The organism is Aquibium microcysteis, from assembly GCF_014495845.1.
Lineage (GTDB): Bacteria > Pseudomonadota > Alphaproteobacteria > Rhizobiales > Rhizobiaceae > Aquibium > Aquibium microcysteis.
In genome coordinates, this window is record NZ_CP061080.1 from 1,419,364 (window position 1) to 1,439,239 (window position 19,876).

The following is a 19,876-nucleotide window of genomic DNA, read 5'->3' on the forward strand; positions in this document are numbered from 1 at the left end:
ATTCCGGTCTCCTACCGCGTGCCGATCCTGGTCGCGCTCCTGATGGTGGCGATCAGCGCGGTGATCTCGGAGCGGGTGCTCGACCGGCTGTCGCGCACCCAGGAATCCTTTATCGACGGTCTCGCCGGCAGCTATCTCGACGGACTGACCGCAGCCGTCCTGCCGGCCGTTCTGCGCGCTGACGTGTGGGAGGTCTTCGACGCGCTCGACCGCTCCCAGAAATCCTACCAGGCGCTGTCGCCTATCGAGGCGGTCGTCACCAGTGCCGACGGCAAAGTCCTGGCGGCCACGGACCCCACCCGAATCCCGTCCTTCTCGGAGCTTCCGGAGGCCTACGCGTCACGCTACGGCGCTCGCACGGTGACCTTCGACCGCGAGGCGGACACGGGCTTCGCGTTCCGCGACCTCGTCTATCAAGGCCAGAAGATCGGCGCGATCCACACCGCCTTCGACGCTTCGCACATCTTCGCCGAGCGCCGCGAGATCCTGGCGACCCTGCTCGTCACCAACGGCATCCTCGCCGCGATATTCTCGCTCGGCGGCTTCCTGCTGGTGCGCCGCATGATCGAACCGATGCGGGTGCTGGAGGATCACATGCGCGCTGCGGCCAACGGAGTCGCGGAGCCGATTTCGTCGCGCGCCGTTCCGTCACGCGGCGGCGAGGTCGCGAGCCTGTTCAATGGCTACAACGCGCTCGTCCATGCCGAACGGGAGCGCGCCAATTTCGCGATGCAACTGGCCGAGGAGGAGAAACTGGCGAGCCTGGGGCGGCTAGCCTCCGGAATGGCGCACGAGATCAACAATCCGCTTGGCGGGCTGTTCAACGCTATCGATACACTGAAGACGCATGGGCGGACGCCCGGCGTGCGCGACACCTCGATCAGCCTGATCGAGCGCGGATTGAACGGCATCCGCGAGGTTGTCGAGGCGGCGCTCGCGACCTACCGCCCCGAACGATCCGCCCGGCCGCTTAGCGCTGACGACCTGGAGGACGTGAGGGTGCTGATGAAACCCGAGTTACGCCGACGCCGGCAGAGACTGGATTTGCAGGTAGACTGGCCGGCTGGGTTCGCCGCGTCGATCCCCGGCGGCCCGGTGCGGCAGGCAGTCCTGAACCTGCTGCTCAACGCCAGTGCCGCCACCCCCGAGGGTGGCTCAATCGGTCTGACCGTCGATCGGACGACGGACCATCTGAAGATCTCGGTCTCCGACGAAGGCCCGGGCCTGCCCAGGGATTCGATCGCCATGCTGAGCGACGACGATCCCGGCCCGGCCGTGCGCGCCGGACGAGGGCTGGGGCTCTGGATGGTACGCCGCATGGTCGACGCCTGCGGAGGCAAGGCCGCCGTCGAAGGAAGATCGACGGGAGGATCGATCGTCACCCTGATCCTGCCGATCCCGGAGGAAACACGGAATGAGCGGAGCCATGCTGCCTGAGCGCGCCCGCGTCGGGCTGGTCGAAGACGATCCCGTCATGGGTGGTTCCATCGTCCAGCGGCTGGAGCTTGAGGGCTGGGACGTGACCTGGTGGCAGACTGGAGGAGAGGCCATAGCGGGTCTCGGCCGCGTCGCCGGCTCCCTCGACCTCGTGATCTGCGACATCCGACTGCCGGACATGTCCGGCGAGGCGGTGTTCGAGGAATTGGCGCGGCAGCCGAATGCTCCGCCCTTCCTGTTCGTCACGGGCTTCGCCGAGATCGACCAGGCCGTCCGCCTGATGCGCTCGGGTGCGGTCGACTTCATGACCAAGCCCTTCGCGATGGATGATTTCCTGAAGCGGATCGCCGCCGGCCGGCGGAGCACGCGCGCCGGCATGCGGTTGAAGGAATACGTGCTGGGCCTGTCACCAGCGATCCAGCACGCAGAGGACCTCATCCATCGCTATGCGGCGCATGACCTCCCGGTGCTGATCACAGGCGAGACCGGATCCGGCAAGGAGGTCGCAGCGCGGCTTTTGCATCAGGTCTCGGCGCGCACGGAACAGCCCTTCGTCGCGGTGAATTGCGCGGCGATCCCCGGCGATCTCCTGGAAAGCGAACTCTTCGGTCACGAGAAGGGCGCCTTCACCGGCGCCCACCAACGCCATCTCGGCTACGCCGAACGCGCCAGGGGCGGCACGCTCTTCCTCGACGAGATCGGCGACATGCCCCCTTCCCTGCAGGCCAAGCTGCTGCGCCTGATCGAGAGCGAATCCTTCACGCGGCTCGGCGGCGAGGCGGCCGTCCCCTTCCGCGCCCGGATCGTCGCGGCCACGCACCGCGCCCTGGCGCCGGGGCAGGCATCCGGCTTCCGCGAAGACCTCTACTTCCGTCTCGCCGTGCTCCCGGTCGACATCCCGCCACTCAGGCAGCGGCCGGAGGACATCGTCTGGCTGCTCGACCGCTTCCTGGAGAATGCCGCCGCACGCTCAGACGCGCGCATCCGCGGCTTCAGCGCCCTGACGGAGGAAGCGGCACTCGCGCATCCATGGCCCGGCAACGTGCGCGAACTGCGCAATCGCGTCGACCGGGCCGTGGCGCTGACGGCGTCGGAATGGATCATGCCGGGCGATCTCTTCCCGGATCGTCCCGGAACCCAGGCCAGGCCCGGGTTCCTCCCTCTGGCAGACGTCCGCGACGCGGCAGAACGCCGGCAGATCGAGCGGGCGCTCGAACAGACCGAAGGCCAGGTCATCAAGGCCGCCGAGCTGCTCGGCATCGGCCGTTCGACGCTGTGGGAAAAGATGACGCGGCTGGGGGTGCGAGGGTAGAAATGCTACCCATCGGACGCCGAGCTGAAGGCAAGATCGGGCCGTGTGCTGACTGTCCGGTTTAGATTCCGATCTGGCCTAAGCCGACATTCCCATAAGCCTGCAAATGCTGCAGGGCGCACCATCAGATCAATATGAGACCAACTCCCGCCAGTGCGCAGGCGACCAGCACCCAGCCCATCGATACGCCGAACCTGAATATCGCCAGCATAGCCGCCGCCGTCAGCACGATCGCGGCCCAGTTCGCTGGAAAGGACAGGCACGTCGAGCGTCAGGCCGAGGATGCCGGTCTCCACGACCGTGTCCAACAGCACGTGCAGGGCGAACCAGATCGCGAGGTTGAGGATCACGCCGACGACCGCGGCGGTGATCGCCGACAGTGCGCCTGACAGCGCCGCATTGCCGCGCAGGCGCTCGATGAAGGGCGCACTGACGAAGATCCAGAGGAAGCAGGGCACGAAGGTCACCCAAGTCGTGATCACGGGCGCCTAGCGTCGCGGCCAGCAGCGGGTCGAGGCCGCCGGCGTCCCGGTAGGCGCCGAGGAAGCCGAAGAACTGGACGGCCATGATGAGCGGTCCCGGTGTCGTCTCGGCCATGCCGGGCCCGTCGAGCATCTCGCCGGGTCGTGGCCAGGAGACGCGTACCGACGAATGTCGGTGACGCTGGCACCGCGTGAAGGCGCAGAGATCAAGCTCGTCATCGTCAAGGGCGCGCAGGCGAACTATGCCTGGACCGTCAATGGCGCCGTGGTGAACTTCGACACCATGGTGATAGGGGCGGCGAGAATGTCTCCTACGATAAGGGCCGCGGCGTCGCCGAGGACGAGGGCGTGCTTGAAGCTGCCTTTGACGACAACCACGGCTGGTTTTGGCGCAACCTCACCGAGGAGCCCGTCACCGTGACGCTGAAGACCAGCGGCGCCTACTCGGACATCAAGCGGATGATGTAGGCGGCGATGGCGAAAGCCGACCGTCCCATGCGTTCCGGCGGATCCGACCCGCCGGGCGCATTCATCGTCGTCCCGCCGAACGGCAAGCGGTTCGAGGATCCCAACGTGATCCGCAGGCTCGAATCCTTTGTCCGCAAGCGCCTGCCGATGCACGACATCGAGGATGCCTGGGTCGCTCAGCACCGTATCGAGACGTTCACATTGGTCGAGCGGGGCGCTGATGGAAAGTCGACCCCGAACAAACGGGCGATCCTGCTGGCTCTCGATGACTTCGAGCCCGACGCCCCCGAACTGAAACCCGACTGAGGTTCGGGCAGCTACACTGCAGCGGAGGTTGATTTTTCCGCGGCAGTCGCCTCGTCGAGGGACGACGCCTCCCTCCCGAAATCAAGCGGGTCGTGGGGGCGGGCCAGTTTTCGGTATTCCGCCGGCGTCGGCCCGACCGCGGCGCGGAAGGCGCGTTGGAAGTGGGGCTGGTCGCTGTAGCCTGCGAGCAGCCCCACCAGCGCAAGCGGTGTGCCCGTTGTGGCAAGCAGGCGTGTGGCACTGTGCACGCGTGCGGATGCCACAATGTCTCCCAGTGACCAGCCAGCCCCGGCCAGCCGCCGCTGAAGGGTTCGCAGGCTGAGCCCCTTCGCGCTGGCGACATCAGCCGCTGCCCGGCGTGCATGCGGAGCGCCAAGCTGCTCGGCGAACAGCCGCGCAACGAGAGGATCGGAGATGGCTCGTCCCGAGAAGTCGACGGCGGGGATCAGATTCGCGTCCTGCTCCAGAGGGGCAAATGCCAAAGGCTCAAATACTTTCCAGGAGATAGACCAGCGATGTGTCTGCTCCACCGTCGGGGGCGGATCGGCCAGCGTGGACGTCCCGTCGAACCTCAACACCGTGTCGCGCGCGCCGCACCACCTGAGAATGCCCAGGATCAGTCCCGCCACGGCAAGGTTCTCGCCAGCCGAAATCGGCGATCCGCGCGTGTCGAAATGCTCCATGCCGATCCGGTGCGGGTCGCGGTCGACGACACGGGTGCGGTGCCGCGAATGGAAATAGCGTTCGATCGCGAGCCAGCTTGCGATCACATCGTAGGGTCCCTGGCATCCGGCGAACACGCCTGCAACGGGATGGTCCGAGAATTCCGGAACGACGTCGGCGACGCGCAGGATTGCCTCCGGACCGTGGGCGTCGAGCACCCCATCGAGCAGTGTCCGCTTCTCGGCAGGGCTTATGGTCCGCTCACCCACGGCCGTCGACGACGGCACCGCAATGGACTGCCGGGAAAGCGAGCGGCGCACCATGGCCAGAACCAGCGCGCTGGCGAAGTCCTCCACGTCAGGCCGCCCTCACCGGGAGCGTCGTCACGGTCTGCCCAGTCATGGCTGCGATAGCGTTGGTGACGGCGGCCGTCCCACAGACCATCGCGGTCTCTCCGGCGCCCGTCGGCGCCGCACTACCCTCAATCACGCGGATTTCGATCTGCGGCACGTCCGAAAGCAGGGGCAGCGGATAGTCGAAGAAGCTCTCGGGCAGGATGCGACCGCCGTCCACAAGCAGATCCTCCTTCAATGCCATGCCGATCCCCCACACGAGATTGCCTTCGACCTGCGCCCGCACTTGATCGGGATTTACGACCAGGCCGCAATCATGCGCACACCACAGGCCCGTCACTTTGTATCCGGCCTCGCTCCTTGTCACGCGGGCGACCGCGGCTGCGTAGGACATGTCCTTGTAGATGCCGCAGGCGAGACCCCAGCCTTCGTGGGGCGAATCCTTCGGCCGCGAGGTCCAGCCGGCCATCTCGGCGGCTGCCGAGAGCGCCACGCTCAGCCTCGCGTGCTGCGGCGCAATCGACCTCAGGCGCATATCCAGCGGGTCGATGCCCTTTGCCCGCGCAAGCGCGTCGATGGCGGTCTCGACCGCCCAACTGTTGGCCGCGGCACCCAGCCCGCGCCACGGACCCGTCTTGACCGGCAGGCGAACGTCCTCGAATTCGACGCGGGTGGCAGCCGCCGCGTAGGGCGGTACGGAGCCGCGCGCGACGCCCGGATCGGCAACGAAGCTGGTCGCAAATTGCAGGCCGGGGCCCATCGCCGCCGAGGTGAAAATGACGTGCCCGGACCGGAAGGCATGATGCCAGTGGATGATCCGCCCGCTTGCGTCCGCGGAAAGCCGAAGGCGGTGCGACGATGGATGGCGATGGAAGCCCGCCCGGAATTCGTCGCTCCGGCTCCACTGCACCTTGACCGGGTGTCCGCAGAGCTTCGCCAACCGTGCCGCATCCATTTCCGCGGCGACGATGGTGCGGCCGCCAAAACCGCCACCAATGCGCATTCCGTGGACCACCACCCTGTCCCGGCTGAGACCGAACGCGTCGGCGAGGCTGTTGCGGACGAAGAACGGATCCTGGGTCCCTGTCCAGACCTCCAGGCCGCCATTCTCGTCGAACCGGGCGACGGCCGTGCGGGGTTCGATCGAGGCGTGCGCGGCAAGAGGCACCGTGAGCGTCAGGTCGACGTCAAACGGCTCGTCATTCGCGATGCCTGAATCGACGACGCTGTGCTCAAGCGCGGGGGTCGTACTACGGAAGTGTACCATTGCCGCAACGGCGTCTGAATCAGTGTCCGGACCTTCCGTCTCTTCGACGACCAGGACGCTCATTGCTTGCGCCAGCGCTCCGCGGCGGGAGGCGACGAGGCCGGCGAAATCGCTATCGCGATAGAGACCGATGAATCCTGTGACCGACCTGCATGCCGACGCGTCGATGCCGAGGATTCGCCCCCCAAGCGTCTGCGGTCGGACGACCGAGCCGAACACCATGCCGGGCAGGCGGATGTCGTCGGCGTAGAGCGGGCGGCTTCCGGTGACGATGGCATCGATGTCTTCGGTTGGGTGGGCGCGACCGACCTCGCGACGACCGTCCAGTCCTGCAAGCAGCCTAGGTGACCCGGTCTCGACATCCTCGGCGGATACAAGCAGCGGCGCGCCAATCCCCAGTTCCGCGAAAGTGAGCACGGTCTCAGTACCGGAGACGACACCATCCGACGCCAGTTGCAGGTCCGCAACCGGACGGCCGAGCCGATGCGCCGCTTCACGCAGGACCGCGCTGGCAAGAGCCGCCGCCGAACGCGCCACCAGCACCCCGGTCTCACGCATCGCGTCCGAGCCGACGGTCGAGCGGGCGACCGGAACGAGGCTCGTATCAGGCTGCACGAGCCGGACCCGATCCACCCCTACGCCCAGTTCGTCGGCAGCGACCTGGCGGAGGCCCATCGAGATCCCCTGCCCCATCTCGGCGCGGCTGGAATAGAGCTCGAAGACCCCGTCCGGCCGAAGGCTGAGCCAGGCCGCGGCATCTGCATGAGTCGGCGCATTGCGCGGCGGCAGTGTCGGCATCAGCGCCCATGCCGCCCCGCCGGCGACGGCTGTGATGCCGGCCGCGCCCCAGCCGAGCGCGATGAGAAAGCGACGTCGCGACAGTGTCGACATCACGCGTCTCCCGACATTGCGGCTTGCGCCCGCGCGATCGCCTTGCGGATGCGCGAATGGGTCCCGCACCGACAGAGCACGCTGTCCATCGCTGCCTCGACTTCGGCGACTTTGGCATCCGGTCGGGCGGTCAGCAATGCGAACGCGGTTATGATCTGGCCGTTCTGGCAGTAGCCGCACTGAGGTACGCTCTCATCTATCCAGGCCTGCTGGACCGGATGCAGTCTGTCGCCATCTGCAAGTCCTTCCAGCGTCAGCACCTGTCGCCCGTCTGCCGCCGCCGTTGGGTAGACGCATGAGCGCTGCGACTCGCCGTCGATGACGACCGTGCAGGCTCCGCAGGAGCCGACACCACAGCCGAAACGCGGTCCATTCAGCCCGAAATGGTCTCGAAGCACGAAGAGCAGTGGTTCGTCGGAATGCTCGTCGGGGATTTCCACCGACTGGCGATTGAGCGTGATGCGCATCTGGACCTCCGTTGATCGGCGAAGGTTCGGCCATCAGGGGAAGATCGTATTGAACGATCGCGCCAATACTACGGAATTGGACGAGACAGGTGCTGGGAGGAAGGAGGAGTGATGCGCTCTCCCAGTCCAAACTGACTACTCGGGTGTCCTGCAATCGGTTTACCGCTCCGCAAGGCGTTCATGGCAATTTCGTCTGCCAACATGAGGCTCAACCGATGACCGGATACTCGAAACTTCAGATTGGCGTTCACTGGGCAGTCGTCGCGATGATCGCCGCCCAGTGGGCAACGTCTGGCGCTATCCCACGCACCCACAATCCGCTGCTTCCCCCATCGCCCTCTGACCTGCTTCTGCATATGGTCCACAACTACAATGGGATGGCGATCGGTTGTCTCGTCCTCGTCCGGATTGCGCTGCGGTTGTCGCGGAGCACAGACCGCTCACAGGCTCGCCGAACTCCGATGGAGCTGGCAGCACTCGCGGTTCACTGGGGCATTTACGCCTCCCTGGCCGCACAGGCCGCGACGGGGTTGATCGCCTCGTATCTCTGGGGGCCGGCCGCGGGTGTCCACCGGGCGATCTGGAACGTCACCCTCGTTCTGATCGCTCTGCACGTGACGGCTGCTGCCTGGCATGGCTTTCGGCGCGACGGCGTGGTCGGCCGGATGCTGCCTTTGCGGACGCGAACGATCAGCGGCGAGCTTCAGCGTCCCGTTCGTTGAGGAGGCCGTGGCGTCGACGGATTACATCTGGCCATTGCGCCTTGATGAAGGAAAGCACGGCGATGATCTCGTGGTCGTCCAACACCCCATCGAACGCAGGCATCCGCGTCTCGTAGTCAGGCAAGTTCGCCGCGGCCCCCACGCCAACCTTCGTGATGTCAAACAGAAGGCGATCGGGGTGATGCCAGGTGTGCCCGGTGGCGTCGTGTGGTGGTGCGAGAGCGAATCCTTCCGCGTCGCGGCGCTGCCAGTCCTCTGCCTGACCCTCCAGCGATGCGCCGTGACACGATGCGCAGTGAATGCCGTACAGCTTCGAACCCGTGGCAACGACCGAGGCATCGTCCGGCTTCAGGATACCGGGTGGCGAGGATCGGGCCATCCACCACACGCCAAGAGCGACAGCGATCGCCAAACCCGCAGCGATCAATCCGACGGCACGGAGCCTCATTCGACGCATCCAGGATCGCTCGTGCTCCAGTATGCAGCGCTTCTGTCGCCCGAGAAGGTCAAGGCGCCCTCGCCAGCACGCTGAACTGGAACGCCTGCGTCCACCCCCAGGGGGTCTGATGCTCATGACGCAAACCGTTCACGAGCCTGAACCGTGGCCCCAGCGTCTCGGAAAGGGCTTCAGGGCTGTAGCGTTGCACTCGCAGCCCGCTGCAGCGTTCCGGGCCGTCAAGGGCGAAGGTCGCAATGATTGCGTGTCCGGTATCTGAAAGCGCAGCGTCGAGCGTCTCGACATAGGCGGCGCGGTCCGCCATGTCGGTGAGGAAGTGGAAGGCAGCGCGGTCATGCCAGACGTCATATCGCCGTCGGGCCTTCCAGGTCGTCACGTCGGCAACGATCCACTCGACGCAATCGGCCTCGCTGCCCATCGCAGCCTGGGACCGGGCAATCGCCTCCCCCGACAGGTCGAGCACCGCGACGTGCCCGAACCCCAGCCGAAGAGCATGGGCGACGAGGCGTGACGCCCCGCCACCCACGTCGATCAATGAATCCTTCGGTCCCGGCACGGCCTTGATCAGATCCAGCGAGACCGTCGGCGTCTCCTCGAACCAGCTGACGCCGGCCTCGCCTTTCTGGACATAGGCCTCGTCCCAATGTCGGCGGTCGACGGGATCGCTGGCGTTCACACCGAGTCCTCCTATTTGCGGTTCTTCTCCAGCCAGGCCTGCATCTCCGCGATCTCGCGTTCCTGCGCGGCGATGATCGCCCCCGCCAAGAGTTTTGTATCGGGATCAGTGCCATGTTCGAGTGCGACCTTCGCCATGTCGATCGCGCCCTGGTGATGGGGGATCATCTTGAGACGGAAGTCGACGTCTGCGTTGCCCGTATATTCGACGGCCATGCCCTGCATCATGTCCATGTCGGCCTGCTTGTAGGCTTTGGTGGATTCGGAGTCGCCCTCGGCGGGCATCATCGATTCCATCATGGACTGCATCTGGTCCATGTTCATCATCATGCCGCCGCCATGGGCACCATGGTTCATCTGCGCCCAGGCGACTGCTGCCACCGTAGTCAGCGCGGCTGCCGCCGCGATCGTCTTCAACGTCTTCATGGTAAGCTCCTTCGACATCTTGCCGGGGACCGTCGGCGAACACGCGCGGCGGGCCGGGAACTCCGTCCATAGGAACGGCATGTGTCCAATATCCGCCTTCCACCTGGTGGAAGGTCAAGCGCAAGAAAGTGCTTGACCTTCCAGTAACTGGAGGTGCGAACGATACGCCATCCCGAACCGGAGTCCACGACGATGCCCTCTCATGATCATCCCCATCACGCACCGGCGAAGGACGCCGAAGGGGAGATTGTGCGCGACCCTGTATGCGGGATGACCGTCGCCCCGGAGGCAGGCAAGCCCCGCGCCGAGCACCGTGGACGCATGCTTCACTTCTGCAGCGCTGGCTGCCGCGCCAAGTTCATGGCCGAAACTGAATCCTACCTGTCCGCTACCGATCCAGTCTGCGGCATGGACGTGGACCGCGCGTCCGCGAGACACTTCCACCGCCACGAAGGGGACAAGTTCTACTTCTGTTCCGCGGGCTGCAAGAGCAAGTTCGAGGCCGATCCAGGGCGATATCTCGGCGATCGGCCCACCCCGGCGCCGGTGCCGAAGGGCACCCAATATACTTGCCCGATGCACCCGGAGATCGTGCGCGACAAGCCCGGCTCCTGCCCGATCTGCGGCATGGCGCTCGAACCGATGGGGGTACCGACGGGCGACGAAGGTCCTAACCCGGAACTGGTCGACTTCACGCGCAGACTCTGGGTTTCCGGCATCCTCTCATTGCCGCTGCTCGTCATCGCCATGGGTCCAATGGTCGGCCTGGCCGTACGAGAGTGGGTCGGCGATCCGCTGGCAACATGGCTTGAACTCGCACTTGCGACCCCCGTGGTGCTGTGGGCTGCGATCCCCTTCTTCCGCCGTGGTTACGAATCCTTCGTCAACCGCAGCCCGAACATGTGGACGCTGATCTCGATCGGCGTCGGCACCGCCTATCTCTACAGCGTGGTCGCCACCTTCTTCCCTGATCTCTTTCCGCATCAGTTCCGGGGCCACGGCGGGTCGGTCCCGGTCTATTTCGAGGCAGCAGCGGTCATCGTCGCGCTGGTCTTTCTCGGCCAGGTGCTGGAACTGCAGGCGCGCGAACGGACCGGGTCTGCGATCCGCGCCCTACTCGACCTCGCGCCGAAGACTGCGCGCCGGATCGCAGCAGACGGCTCGGAAGCCGACGTGCCGCTGGACGAGGTCAAGCAGGGTGACCGTCTGCGCGTTCGTCCTGGCGACAGCGTTCCCGTCGACGGCATCGTCGTCGAGGGCCGCACGTCAATCGACGAATCCATGATCACAGGTGAACCAGTCCCTGTCGAGAAGACGCCAGGCGACGCGGTGACCGGAGGAACGCTCAATCGCAACGGAACGCTCGTCATCACCGCTGAGCGCGTCGGGTCGGAGACCATGCTGTCGCGGATCGTCGAGATGGTTGCCAAGGCCCAGCGATCCCGCGCTCCCATTCAGGGGCTCGCCGATCGCGTCTCCTACTACTTCGTCCCAACCGTGGTTCTGGTCGCCATCCTCGCCTTCGTCGCCTGGGCACTATTCGGACCCGAGCCCAGCATGGTCTTTGCGATCGTGTCTGCCGTGTCCGTCCTCATCATTGCCTGTCCCTGTGCTCTCGGGCTCGCCACGCCGATGTCCATCATGACCGCGACCGGACGCGGTGCCCAGGCGGGCGTCCTGATCAAGGACGCGGAGGCGCTGGAGCGCTTCTCCAGCGTCGACACGCTCATCGTCGACAAAACGGGCACGCTGACGGAAGGCCGTCCGAGACTGACAGACGTCGTTCCGGCCGAAGGCTTCGATGCCGGACAGCTTCTTTCGCTTGCAGCCTCACTGGAACGCGGTTCGGAACATCCGCTGGCCGAGGCGATCGTCGAAGGCGCTGCGGAACGCGGTGCGGCGGTGCAGACAGCATCCGAGTTCGAAGCGGTCACGGGCAAGGGCGTCAGCGGAATCGTGGAGGGCCGCAAGGTAGCGCTGGGGAATGCTGCCATGATGGCAGAGCTTGGCGTCGGCATCGACCGCCTTGCCGAACAGGCCGACGCCCTGCGCGCCGAAGGCAAGACGGCGATGTTCGTCGCTATCGACGGATCGATCGCCGGCTTCGTCGCTGTCGCCGATCCGGTCAAGGCAACGACCGCGCAGGCGATCCGCGCCCTGCACGAAACGGGCCTGCGCATCATCATGGCCACCGGCGACGATGAACGGACTGCAAGGGCCGTAGCGGAGAAGCTCGGCATCGATGAGGTTCGCGCCGACATGCTTCCGGATGGCAAGCAAAAATTCATCGAGGAACTACGGGCCCAGGGAGCGAAGGTCGCAATGGCCGGCGACGGTGTAAACGACGCGCCGGCGCTCGTGGAGGCCGATGTCGGCATTGCCATGGGCACGGGCGCGGACGTCGCGGTCGAGAGCGCGGGCATTACCCTGGTAAAGGGCGACCTCAACGGCATCGTGCGGGCGCGCACCCTGTCTCAAGCCACGATCCGCAACATCAAGGAGAACCTGTTCTTTGCCTTCGTCTACAATGCGCTGGGCGTGCCGGTGGCTGCGGGCGTGCTTTATCCTGTATTCGGCACTCTGCTGTCGCCCATGATCGCTGCAGCCGCGATGAGCCTCTCATCGGTGTCCGTCATCGCCAACGCGCTGAGGCTGCGTACCGTGCGGCTTGGCTGAGCGAAGAGGAGATAGTCCCATGAACATTGGTTCCGTTTCAGAGAAGTCCGGCCTCCCTGCCAAGACGATCCGCTACTACGAGGACATCGGGCTCATATCGCCCGATCGCCGCGACAACGGCTATCGTGATTACTCAAATGAGGACGTGCACCGCCTGCGCTTTCTACAGCGCTCGCGCAGCCTGGGCTTTTCTGTCGAGGAATGCCGTCAGCTGTTATCTCTTTACGGCGACACGGCCCGCGAAAGCGCCGAAGTGAAGGCGATCGCCACCGCAAAGCTCGGCGAGATCGAGCGCAAGATCGTGGAGTTGCAGGGGCTGCGCAACATGCTCAGACATCTGGTGGCTAACTGCCATGGAGACGACCGACCTGAGTGCCCGATCATCGAGGGACTTTCGGGCAGAAGCCTGGTTCAGTAGCAACTATGGTGGCCGGACAAACTGTAAATGCGGGTGCGATATGCGTCGTGACGGCCGGTGGCCCGCATCCATGGATTATCATCAATGCGCTGAAACAGACCTTTCCCAACCTTAAGGTCGTCGTTGAGGAGCCGGAGGGCCGCATGGCGTTCCTTCGGCGCCGCGCGCGTCGCCTCGGCTGGGTCGCAGTGCTTGGCCAGTTCGCGACGATGATGGTCATCAGGGCCGGCAAGCTGGTTCTAGCGGGTCGCATCAGGCGAATTATCGCATCGGATGGCCTGATGACATCGCCGTCGCCAGATCAGCAGATGGTCAAACTCGGCTCCGTCAATTCCGACGCCTTCCTGAGCATCCTCGATGACATCAAGCCGGCCGCTATCCTGCTTGTCGGGTGCCGAATGATGGCTGCGAAAACACTCGCACGCATCAGTTGTCCGGTGTTGAACTACCATGCCGGGATCACTCCCCAGTATCGGGGTATGAATGGCGGCTATTGGGCACTGGCCACAGGCGACGGAGGCAATTTCGGCTCGACGGTGCACCTTGTGGACCCGGGCGTTGATACCGGCCCGGTGATCGCCCAGGTGCGATGCGCTCCCCGCGATGGCGACACGATCATGACTTACGCTTATACACAGGCAGCGGCCTCGCGACAGATGTGCGTCGACGCACTGATCCTCGCCACGACCCGTCCTTTGGTTTCGAACGTGCAATCCGAGGCCATTTCCCGACAATGGTATCACCCTTCGCTCTGGCAATATTTGCGAACTGGCATGTCTAAAGGGGTGTGGTGAAATGGATTCGTCCCACCGAAGGATGCTCTTGAGTGACCACCCTGCGCTGCCGGAAATTCCGGTGGCCCTGTTTTCCTTCCTGCTGCACTTTGTGTGGGAGTTCCTGCAGGTGCCGACTTATGCGGGCATGGCGGAAATGGCACACTGGCAGGGTATCAAGTTGTGCACAGCCGCGACGATCGGCGATGTCGGCTTCGCCCTGACCGCGTTCTGGACTGCCAGTCTCGTTGCGAGGACGCGTCACTGGATCGGCGACCAGGTCGCGCTTCCGGTCCTCGTCTTCCTCGCAACGGGGATCGCGCTGACCGTCGGCTTCGAATTCTACTACACCGAGATTGTCTACCGCTGGACCTACTCGGATCTGATGCCGCTCGTGCCGCCATTCGGGACGGGCCTGAGCCCGCTCCTCCAATGGATCGCGATTCCCCCAGTCGTTCTTTGGCTTACACGACGTCACCTGGGAGGCGCTTCGGAGTTGAACGGCCGATGATCACGTTTGGTCATGTTCGCGATCACTTTGTCAGCCAACTCTTGACTTGCGGCTACCGGATATGGCGGTAGTGCGGATATGAAGGATTTGGGCAGACACGGAAGGATAAAGGGTGCCCTCGTGCGTGCCCTTTTCGCCGTCGCCATGCTTGTCGTTGCCTCGCTTCAGCCCGGCATGGTCGCGATGGCCAAGTCGGCGATGCATCCCGCTCAGGCCGAAACGCTTCAACAGATCGAAGTTCACGATCACGAGGCCGCTCACGGCGATCATGCCGTTGAGCAGCCATCTTCCGCAATCGACGCGAGCCATCATGGAGGCGCGTCGACCGCAGATCTCTGCTGCGACATGCACTGCATGCCCGCGACCGGAGTGCCGCCCTGCTCGTCCGATCTTTCTCATCCGCCCGCCGGAGCATTCGGCCGTGTCGCATCCGGTGCTTTGACGCCAGGCGAGACGCACGGGCTTATTCGTCCTCCCCGAACCTGACCTGACCCGGAGCGCCGTGTGGCGCTGAGGCACCCGTGCGTCCGCGCGCGGGCCATCCTTCCCTGTCAGTTCCAAGGTTCAACATGCGAATTCCAGCTATCGCGACGCTTGCGGCGTCGCTCTTCGCGGCAGGCTGCGCGGCGTCTTTGCCGCCTGACCCGCTGCCCGGATTCAATCCTGCCGACCCGGTCATGGGGTTGCGGGATGCCCGGTATTCCCCGGTTCTCGGCGACTTCCACCCGAGACTTCCGACCGGTCCAGAGAACTGGCGGCGGCTGAACGACAACCTGTCGCCAGCGAACCGAGGGGCCGGCTCATGAAGCACGCGGTACGTAGTATCGCCGCGCTCGCGGCGCCCCTCTTCGTCTCTGCCTGCGTCACCACCGCCGACGGCCTCGACGATCCGCTCGCCGGCTTCCAGACCGTTTCGGCCAAGACTGCTTCCGTGACGGGCAAGGCGACCGTATGGGTCCAGTCAAGCGGCGAGGCGCGCGCCCTGGCGGAGCGGGTGACCGGGCTGGTCAGAGGAAAGACGCTCGGACCGGACCTAGCGGTTCAGGTCGCCCTCCTCAACAACAAGGGGCTGCAGGCCGCTTACGCTGACGTCGGCATGTCTTCGGTCGAACTCTGGCAGGAATCTCTGCTGGTCAATCCGCGCGTCTCGGTCGGCATCATGGGGATCAACGCTGGACGCACGGTGGAAACCGCCGTCGTCTCGAACATCCTCGCGCTGGCGACAAGGCCCCGCCGCATGGCGGTCGTGGACGCCCGCTTCAGACAGGCGCAGCTGCGTGCCGCCGAGGCGACGCTGCGGCTCGCCGCGGACACACGGCGGGCCTGGATCGATGCCGTAGCAGCCTGGGAACGGGTCGCTTACCTCAACCGAGCCCAGGCGGCCGCCGACGCCGCGTCGACGCTGGCAGAGAAGCTCGGACAGACGGGAGCTTTCACGAAGACCGGGCAGGCCCGCGAGCACGTCTTCTATGCCGAGCTTGCGGGTCAGACGGCCGAAGCCCGATTGCAGGCACGGATGGCCAAGGAGACGCTGACGCGCTTGATGGGCCTGTGGGGTTTCGACGTTGACTACCAGGTGCCCAACGCACTTCCATCGCTTCCCGCCAACCCGCTGGCGCGCAAGGACATCGAGGCGCAGGCACTCAGGAACCGTGTGGACCTGGAGGTCGCGAAGCTCGAACTGGAGGCGCTCGCGCTCTCCTACGGGCTCACCGAGGCGACCCGCTACGTGTCGGACCTCGAACTCGTGACCGGGGCCGAGATCGAACGTGAGGAAACCGAGGACGGCGGCACCGAGACGAAGGTCTTGCTGAACGCCGAACTTGAGTTCGTCATTCCGATCTTCGACAGCGGGCAGGCCCGCATGCGCAAGGCGGAACTGGCCTACATGCAGGCCGCCAACCTGCTGGCCGAGCGCGCGGTCAACGTCCGCTCCGAAGCCCGCAGCGCGTATGACGGCTACCGCTCCACGCACGACATCGCACGGCACTACCGTGCCAACGTGGTTCCGCTCCGCACGACGATCGAGGAGGAGTCCGTCCTCACTTACAACGGCATGATCACCAATACCTTTGAACTCCTCGCCGACACGCGGGCGAAGGTGAACTCGATCATGCTTTCCCTCAACGCCAAGCGCCAGTTCTGGCTGGCCGACGTCAACCTCGGCACCGCAGTCCATGGCGGGGGCGGCAGCGCTCCCTCCGGAGGCGGCGCCGAGACCGCGGCCGCCGAAGATGGCGGCGGCCACTGACCAGGAGAACGAGACAATGATTACCAGGAGACAGATCCTCGGAGGCGGCGCGTTCCTGGCGAGCGCCGCCGCATGGTCGAAGACTTCGGCCATGGGACTGCCGGACGCGCCCGTGATGGAATCGCCGGACATGCAGCCGCCGATCTTTCCGTCCAGTGGGCCGGATTATCAGCCAGTCGTCACGTTGAACGGTTGGACAGCGCCCCATCGGGTCGTCAACGGCGTGAAGGAATTCCATCTCGTCGCCGAGCCTGTCGAACGCGAACTGGCTCCTGGCATGACGGCATACCTCTGGGGCTACAACGGACAGTCGCCCGGACCGACGATAGAGGCGGTGGAAGGAGACCGGGTGCGCATTTTCGTCACCAACAAGCTTCCCGAACACACCACCATCCACTGGCATGGAATGATCCTGCCGAACGGAATGGACGGGGTTGGGGGATTGACGCAGCCCCACATTCAGCCCGGCAAGACCTTTGTCTATGAGTTCGATCTCGTGAAGAGCGGGACCTTCATGTATCACCCGCACGCCGACGAGATGGTCCAGATGGCGATGGGCATGATGGGTTTCTTCGTCATCCATCCCAAGGACCCGAAGCTGCATCGGGTCGACCGCGATTTCGTCTTTCTCCTGAATGCCTACGATATCGAACCCGGATCCTACGTTCCAAAGGTCATGACGATGACCGACTTCAATCTATGGTGCTGGAACAGCCGGCTCTTTCCGGCGATCAGCCCGCTTGTGGTTTCCAAGAACGACAGGGTTCGCGTCAGGGTGGGAAACCTTACCATGACCAATCACCCGATTCATATGCACGGATACGACTTCGAAGTGACCTGCACCGATGGCGGATGGACGCGTCCCGAAGCGCGTTGGCCGGAAGTCTCGATCGACATTCCGGTCGGCGCGATGCGCGCCTACGAGTTCGACGCAAAATACGAGGGCGACTGGGCAATCCATTGTCACAAGTCGCACCATACGATGAACGCCATGGGCCATGACGTCCCGACCTTCATCGGCGCGGACAAGACCGAGGTCACGAAGAAAATCAGGCGGGTTCAGCCAGAGTATATGGCGATGGGCAACCGTGGCATGGCGGACATGGGTGAAATGGAGATGGCGCTTCCCGACAACACGATCCCGATGATGACCGGGTGGGGGCAGTACGGGCCAATCGAAATGGGCTCGATGTTCTCGGTGGTCAAGGTACGGCAGGGGCTCGCAGCGAACAATTACAACGATCCGGGCTGGTATCAGCACCCCGCGGGCACGGTCGCCTACGAATGGTCTGGAGAGACACCGCCGTCAGCAACCTCGGACGACGCAAGAACGATGGCTCCGGCATTGAAGCACGGCGCTCACGAACAGGGGGGGTGATCTACACCAAACTCCTCAAATCCTTTCAACCAGCAACAACAGAGAAAGAGCCCATGAAACTTGCAGTAACTCTAGCAATCATTCTGACGATCGGTCTCGCCCCAGCCTATGCCGCAGGAGCGCACTCCGGCGGCCACGAGACTGAAAAGATGGCAATCGGCGAGCCCGGCCAGAAAGGAAAAGTAAAGCGCACAGTATCCATCACGATGGCTGAAAAGGAGGATGGCGCAATGCTCTTCGAGCCTGCGACCATCAAGGTCAAGGCGGGAGAGACCATTCGCCTGCGCTTCACGAACAAGGGCGAAGCTGACCACGAATACGTCATGGACGAAGAACCCACCGTATTGGAGCACAAGGCCGTCATGGCCAGGTTTCCCGATATGGAACATGACGACGCGAACTCGATTCGATTGGCCCCTGGCGAGAGCGGGGAGATCGTTTGGACGTTCTCAAATGCCGGGGACTTCGTGTTTGCCTGCTTGATCCCGGGACACTACGAATCCGGGATGAAAGGCAACATCGAGGTCGTCCAAGATTAACTGAAGAAAGGAAGAACCATGAAAACCATCACGAGATACGCGCTTGTGCTAAGCACTGCCCTAGGGCTGGCTGGCGGGGCCTCTGCCCAGGAATATACATCCGGCGAGGTTACGAAGATCGACGCCGCGCAGAAGAAGCTTACCATCAAGCACGGCGAACTCGCGAACCTCGACATGCCCGCGATGACGATGGTCTTCGTGGTGGCCGAGGATTCGATGATCGAGGAGGTCGAGGTGGGCCAGAAGATCGAGTTCACCGCGGATCGGGTCAACGGCCGCATCACGGTCACCGACATCAGGTAGGATGTCAGGCGCGGGCTGCGACGCCCGCGCCCGTCTCGGAGGTGAACCAATGATGGAGAACGGAATGGATGGCGGCATGATGTGGGGCATGGGACTGTGGGGCCTCGTCGGCCTCGTGGTCACCGCGCTCGTGATCGCCGCTCTCGTGAAATACGTGTTCTTCAGATAGGAGACGGACGATGAAGACATTCAACAGGCTGGCCCGTGCCGCGGCCTTCACGGCCCTGGCGCTGATCAGCCAGGCGGCCTGGGCCGCGGGATCGATCGAGGTCCTGAAGTCGGCTTCGTGCGGATGTTGCATAGCGTGGGGCAATCACATGCGGGAGGCGGGCTTCACCGTCGCCGAAAGAAACCTGCCCCTGGCGGACCTCAACGCCGCCAAGGTGGAAGCCGGACTGAAGCCGGGCCAGACATCCTGCCACACAGGAACGATCGACGGCTACGTCATCGAAGGCCATGTGCCCGCGCGCGAGGTCAAGCGCCTGCTCGAAGAGCGGCCGGATGCGATCGGGCTGACTGTTCCCGACATGCCATACGGTTCGCCGGGCATGGGCGACATGGCCGATGCCGATCCGTACGACGTGCTCCTTCTCAAGCGGGACGGCTCGACGGAAATCTACGCCAGCTATCGCTGAGGCGGGAGCCAAACCGCCCCCGCCGGGCGGCCATGCGCCCTGAGCCTCAGTGCGTTGCCGAGCACAAACACGCTGGAAAGCGCCATAGCACCCGCAGCCAGCGCGGGTGAAAGCAGGACACCGTAGGCCGGGTAGAGCGCCCCTGCCGCCACGGGGATCAGCGCCGCGTTGTAGGCGAAGGCCCAGAACAGGTTCTGGCGGATGTTGCGGATCGTGGCCCGCGAGAGCGCCAGAGCCGCAGGCACGCCCTCCAGGCTTCCCGACATCAGCACGACGTCGGCCGCCTCGATGGCGATGTCGGTGCCCGTGCCGATCGCGATCCCGAGATCGGCCTCGGCGAGCGCGGGCGCGTCGTTGATGCCGTCGCCGACGAAGGCGACGGCCCCGTGTTCGACCTTCAGGTCATGGACGGACTGGAAGAGGTGCGAACCCATTTCCAGGACAAAGAGCGGGGCGGTCAGGCTTC

The 19,876-nt window shown here is 64.5% G+C and carries 20 protein-coding genes and 2 pseudogenes; 13 read left to right on the plus strand and 9 right to left on the minus strand.

All coding sequences use genetic code 11. The features are described 5' to 3' along the window. The first annotated feature begins 42 nt into the window (after positions 1–42). Entirely contained in the window at positions 43–1,437 is a 1,395-nt protein-coding gene (locus IAI54_RS06530; RefSeq protein ID WP_338021500.1) for a sensor histidine kinase, read from the plus strand. Then, positions 1,415–2,749: a sigma-54-dependent transcriptional regulator gene (locus IAI54_RS06535; protein ID WP_275403605.1), complete on the plus strand. Its 1,335-nt coding sequence runs from the start codon at positions 1,415–1,417 to the stop codon at positions 2,747–2,749. The genes IAI54_RS06530 and IAI54_RS06535 overlap by 23 nt, the downstream gene beginning before the upstream one ends. 124 nt (positions 2,750–2,873) lie before the next feature. Here the strand turns inward: IAI54_RS06535 and IAI54_RS06540 are convergent. Next, positions 2,874–3,382 (minus strand): annotated as a pseudogene (locus tag IAI54_RS06540) (chromate transporter); the annotation flags it as partial. A 323-nt stretch (positions 3,383–3,705) separates the two neighbouring features. On the opposite strand from IAI54_RS06540, the gene IAI54_RS06550 reads away from it, so the two are divergent. Further along, entirely contained in the window at positions 3,706–4,005 is a 300-nt protein-coding gene (locus tag IAI54_RS06550; protein ID WP_187971579.1) for a hypothetical protein, read from the plus strand. An 11-nt stretch (positions 4,006–4,016) separates the two neighbouring features. On the opposite strand, the gene IAI54_RS06555 is transcribed toward IAI54_RS06550, so the two are convergent. From IAI54_RS06555 to IAI54_RS06565, 3 genes are read right to left on the minus strand one after another with little or no spacing between them, the layout of a single operon-like run. Then, on the minus strand, positions 4,017–5,024 hold the full coding sequence (locus IAI54_RS06555; protein WP_187971580.1) for a helix-turn-helix transcriptional regulator: 1,008 nt from the start codon (positions 5,022–5,024) through the stop codon (positions 4,017–4,019). A 1-nt stretch (position 5,025) separates the two neighbouring features. Then, entirely contained in the window at positions 5,026–7,179 is a 2,154-nt protein-coding gene (locus tag IAI54_RS06560; protein ID WP_187971581.1) for a xanthine dehydrogenase family protein molybdopterin-binding subunit, read from the minus strand. After that, positions 7,179–7,646, minus strand: coding sequence for a (2Fe-2S)-binding protein (locus IAI54_RS06565; RefSeq protein ID WP_187971582.1), 468 nt, complete (start codon positions 7,644–7,646; stop codon positions 7,179–7,181). Before IAI54_RS06565 ends, IAI54_RS06560 begins: the two co-directional genes overlap by 1 nt. A 215-nt stretch (positions 7,647–7,861) precedes the next feature. Here IAI54_RS06565 and IAI54_RS06570 point away from each other — a divergent pair, with 215 nt between their 5' ends. Continuing rightward, positions 7,862–8,368: a cytochrome b gene (locus IAI54_RS06570; RefSeq protein ID WP_187971583.1), complete on the plus strand. Its 507-nt coding sequence runs from the start codon at positions 7,862–7,864 to the stop codon at positions 8,366–8,368. Here the strand turns inward: IAI54_RS06570 and IAI54_RS06575 are convergent. Genes IAI54_RS06575 through copM form a run of 3 tightly spaced genes read right to left on the minus strand, consistent with a single transcriptional unit; the run spans position 8,337 to position 9,926 of the window. After that, positions 8,337–8,816 carry a c-type cytochrome gene (locus tag IAI54_RS06575; RefSeq protein WP_187971584.1) on the minus strand — a complete coding sequence of 160 codons (480 nt, stop codon included), beginning with the start codon at positions 8,814–8,816 and terminating at the stop codon, positions 8,337–8,339. The two genes, IAI54_RS06570 and IAI54_RS06575, sit on opposite strands and share 32 nt — an antisense overlap. A gap of 58 nt (positions 8,817–8,874) precedes the next feature. Continuing rightward, positions 8,875–9,501, minus strand: a complete 627-nt coding sequence (locus IAI54_RS06580; RefSeq protein ID WP_187971585.1) for a class I SAM-dependent methyltransferase — start codon at positions 9,499–9,501, stop codon at positions 8,875–8,877. Positions 9,502–9,512: 11 nt separating this feature from the next. Beyond that, the gene (gene copM / locus IAI54_RS06585) at positions 9,513–9,926 is read right to left on the minus strand and encodes a CopM family metallochaperone (protein ID WP_187971586.1); all 414 of its coding nucleotides are present in this window, start codon (positions 9,924–9,926) and stop codon (positions 9,513–9,515) included. 192 nt (positions 9,927–10,118) lie between these two features. On the opposite strand from copM, the gene IAI54_RS06590 reads away from it, so the two are divergent. Genes IAI54_RS06590 through IAI54_RS06605 form a run of 4 tightly spaced genes read left to right on the plus strand, consistent with a single transcriptional unit; the run spans position 10,119 to position 14,304 of the window. Continuing rightward, positions 10,119–12,602 (plus strand): heavy metal translocating P-type ATPase, encoded by a 2,484-nt coding sequence (locus tag IAI54_RS06590; RefSeq protein ID WP_187971587.1) that lies wholly within the window; start codon positions 10,119–10,121, stop codon positions 12,600–12,602. 19 nt (positions 12,603–12,621) lie between these two features. Then, complete coding sequence (gene cueR / locus IAI54_RS06595; protein WP_187971588.1) at positions 12,622–13,020, plus strand: Cu(I)-responsive transcriptional regulator; 399 nt, start codon at positions 12,622–12,624, stop codon at positions 13,018–13,020. 47 nt (positions 13,021–13,067) lie between these two features. Then, complete coding sequence (locus tag IAI54_RS06600) at positions 13,068–13,814, plus strand: formyl transferase (protein ID WP_235679277.1); 747 nt, start codon at positions 13,068–13,070, stop codon at positions 13,812–13,814. Positions 13,815–13,842: 28 nt separating this feature from the next. Next, positions 13,843–14,304, plus strand: a complete 462-nt coding sequence (locus tag IAI54_RS06605) for a hypothetical protein (protein WP_235679278.1) — start codon at positions 13,843–13,845, stop codon at positions 14,302–14,304. 30 nt (positions 14,305–14,334) lie between these two features. Here IAI54_RS06605 and IAI54_RS06610 read toward each other — a convergent pair whose 3' ends face one another. Continuing rightward, the gene (locus tag IAI54_RS06610; RefSeq protein ID WP_187971590.1) at positions 14,335–14,616 is read right to left on the minus strand and encodes a hypothetical protein; all 282 of its coding nucleotides are present in this window, start codon (positions 14,614–14,616) and stop codon (positions 14,335–14,337) included. Positions 14,617–15,106: 490 nt separating this feature from the next. Between IAI54_RS06610 and IAI54_RS06615 the strand changes: the two genes are divergently transcribed. The 5 genes from IAI54_RS06615 (at position 15,107) to IAI54_RS06635 (ending at position 19,410) form a co-directional block, all read left to right on the plus strand. Next, entirely contained in the window at positions 15,107–16,555 is a 1,449-nt protein-coding gene (locus IAI54_RS06615) for a TolC family protein (RefSeq protein ID WP_187971591.1), read from the plus strand. Positions 16,556–16,571: 16 nt separating this feature from the next. Beyond that, positions 16,572–17,933, plus strand: a complete 1,362-nt coding sequence (locus tag IAI54_RS06620) for a multicopper oxidase family protein (protein ID WP_187971592.1) — start codon at positions 16,572–16,574, stop codon at positions 17,931–17,933. A 53-nt stretch (positions 17,934–17,986) separates the two neighbouring features. Beyond that, entirely contained in the window at positions 17,987–18,472 is a 486-nt protein-coding gene (locus IAI54_RS06625; protein ID WP_187973055.1) for a cupredoxin domain-containing protein, read from the plus strand. An 18-nt stretch (positions 18,473–18,490) separates the two neighbouring features. Continuing rightward, positions 18,491–18,775 (plus strand): copper-binding protein, encoded by a 285-nt coding sequence (locus IAI54_RS06630; RefSeq protein WP_187971593.1) that lies wholly within the window; start codon positions 18,491–18,493, stop codon positions 18,773–18,775. Between the two features lie 179 nt (positions 18,776–18,954). Continuing rightward, positions 18,955–19,410, plus strand: a complete 456-nt coding sequence (locus tag IAI54_RS06635) for a DUF411 domain-containing protein (protein ID WP_187971594.1) — start codon at positions 18,955–18,957, stop codon at positions 19,408–19,410. Here the strand turns inward: IAI54_RS06635 and IAI54_RS29255 are convergent. After that, positions 19,401–19,811: pseudogene (locus IAI54_RS29255) on the minus strand (HAD-IC family P-type ATPase); the annotation flags it as partial. The gene IAI54_RS06635 and the pseudogene IAI54_RS29255 sit on opposite strands and share 10 nt — an antisense overlap. Between the last annotated feature and the right edge of the window lie 65 nt (positions 19,812–19,876).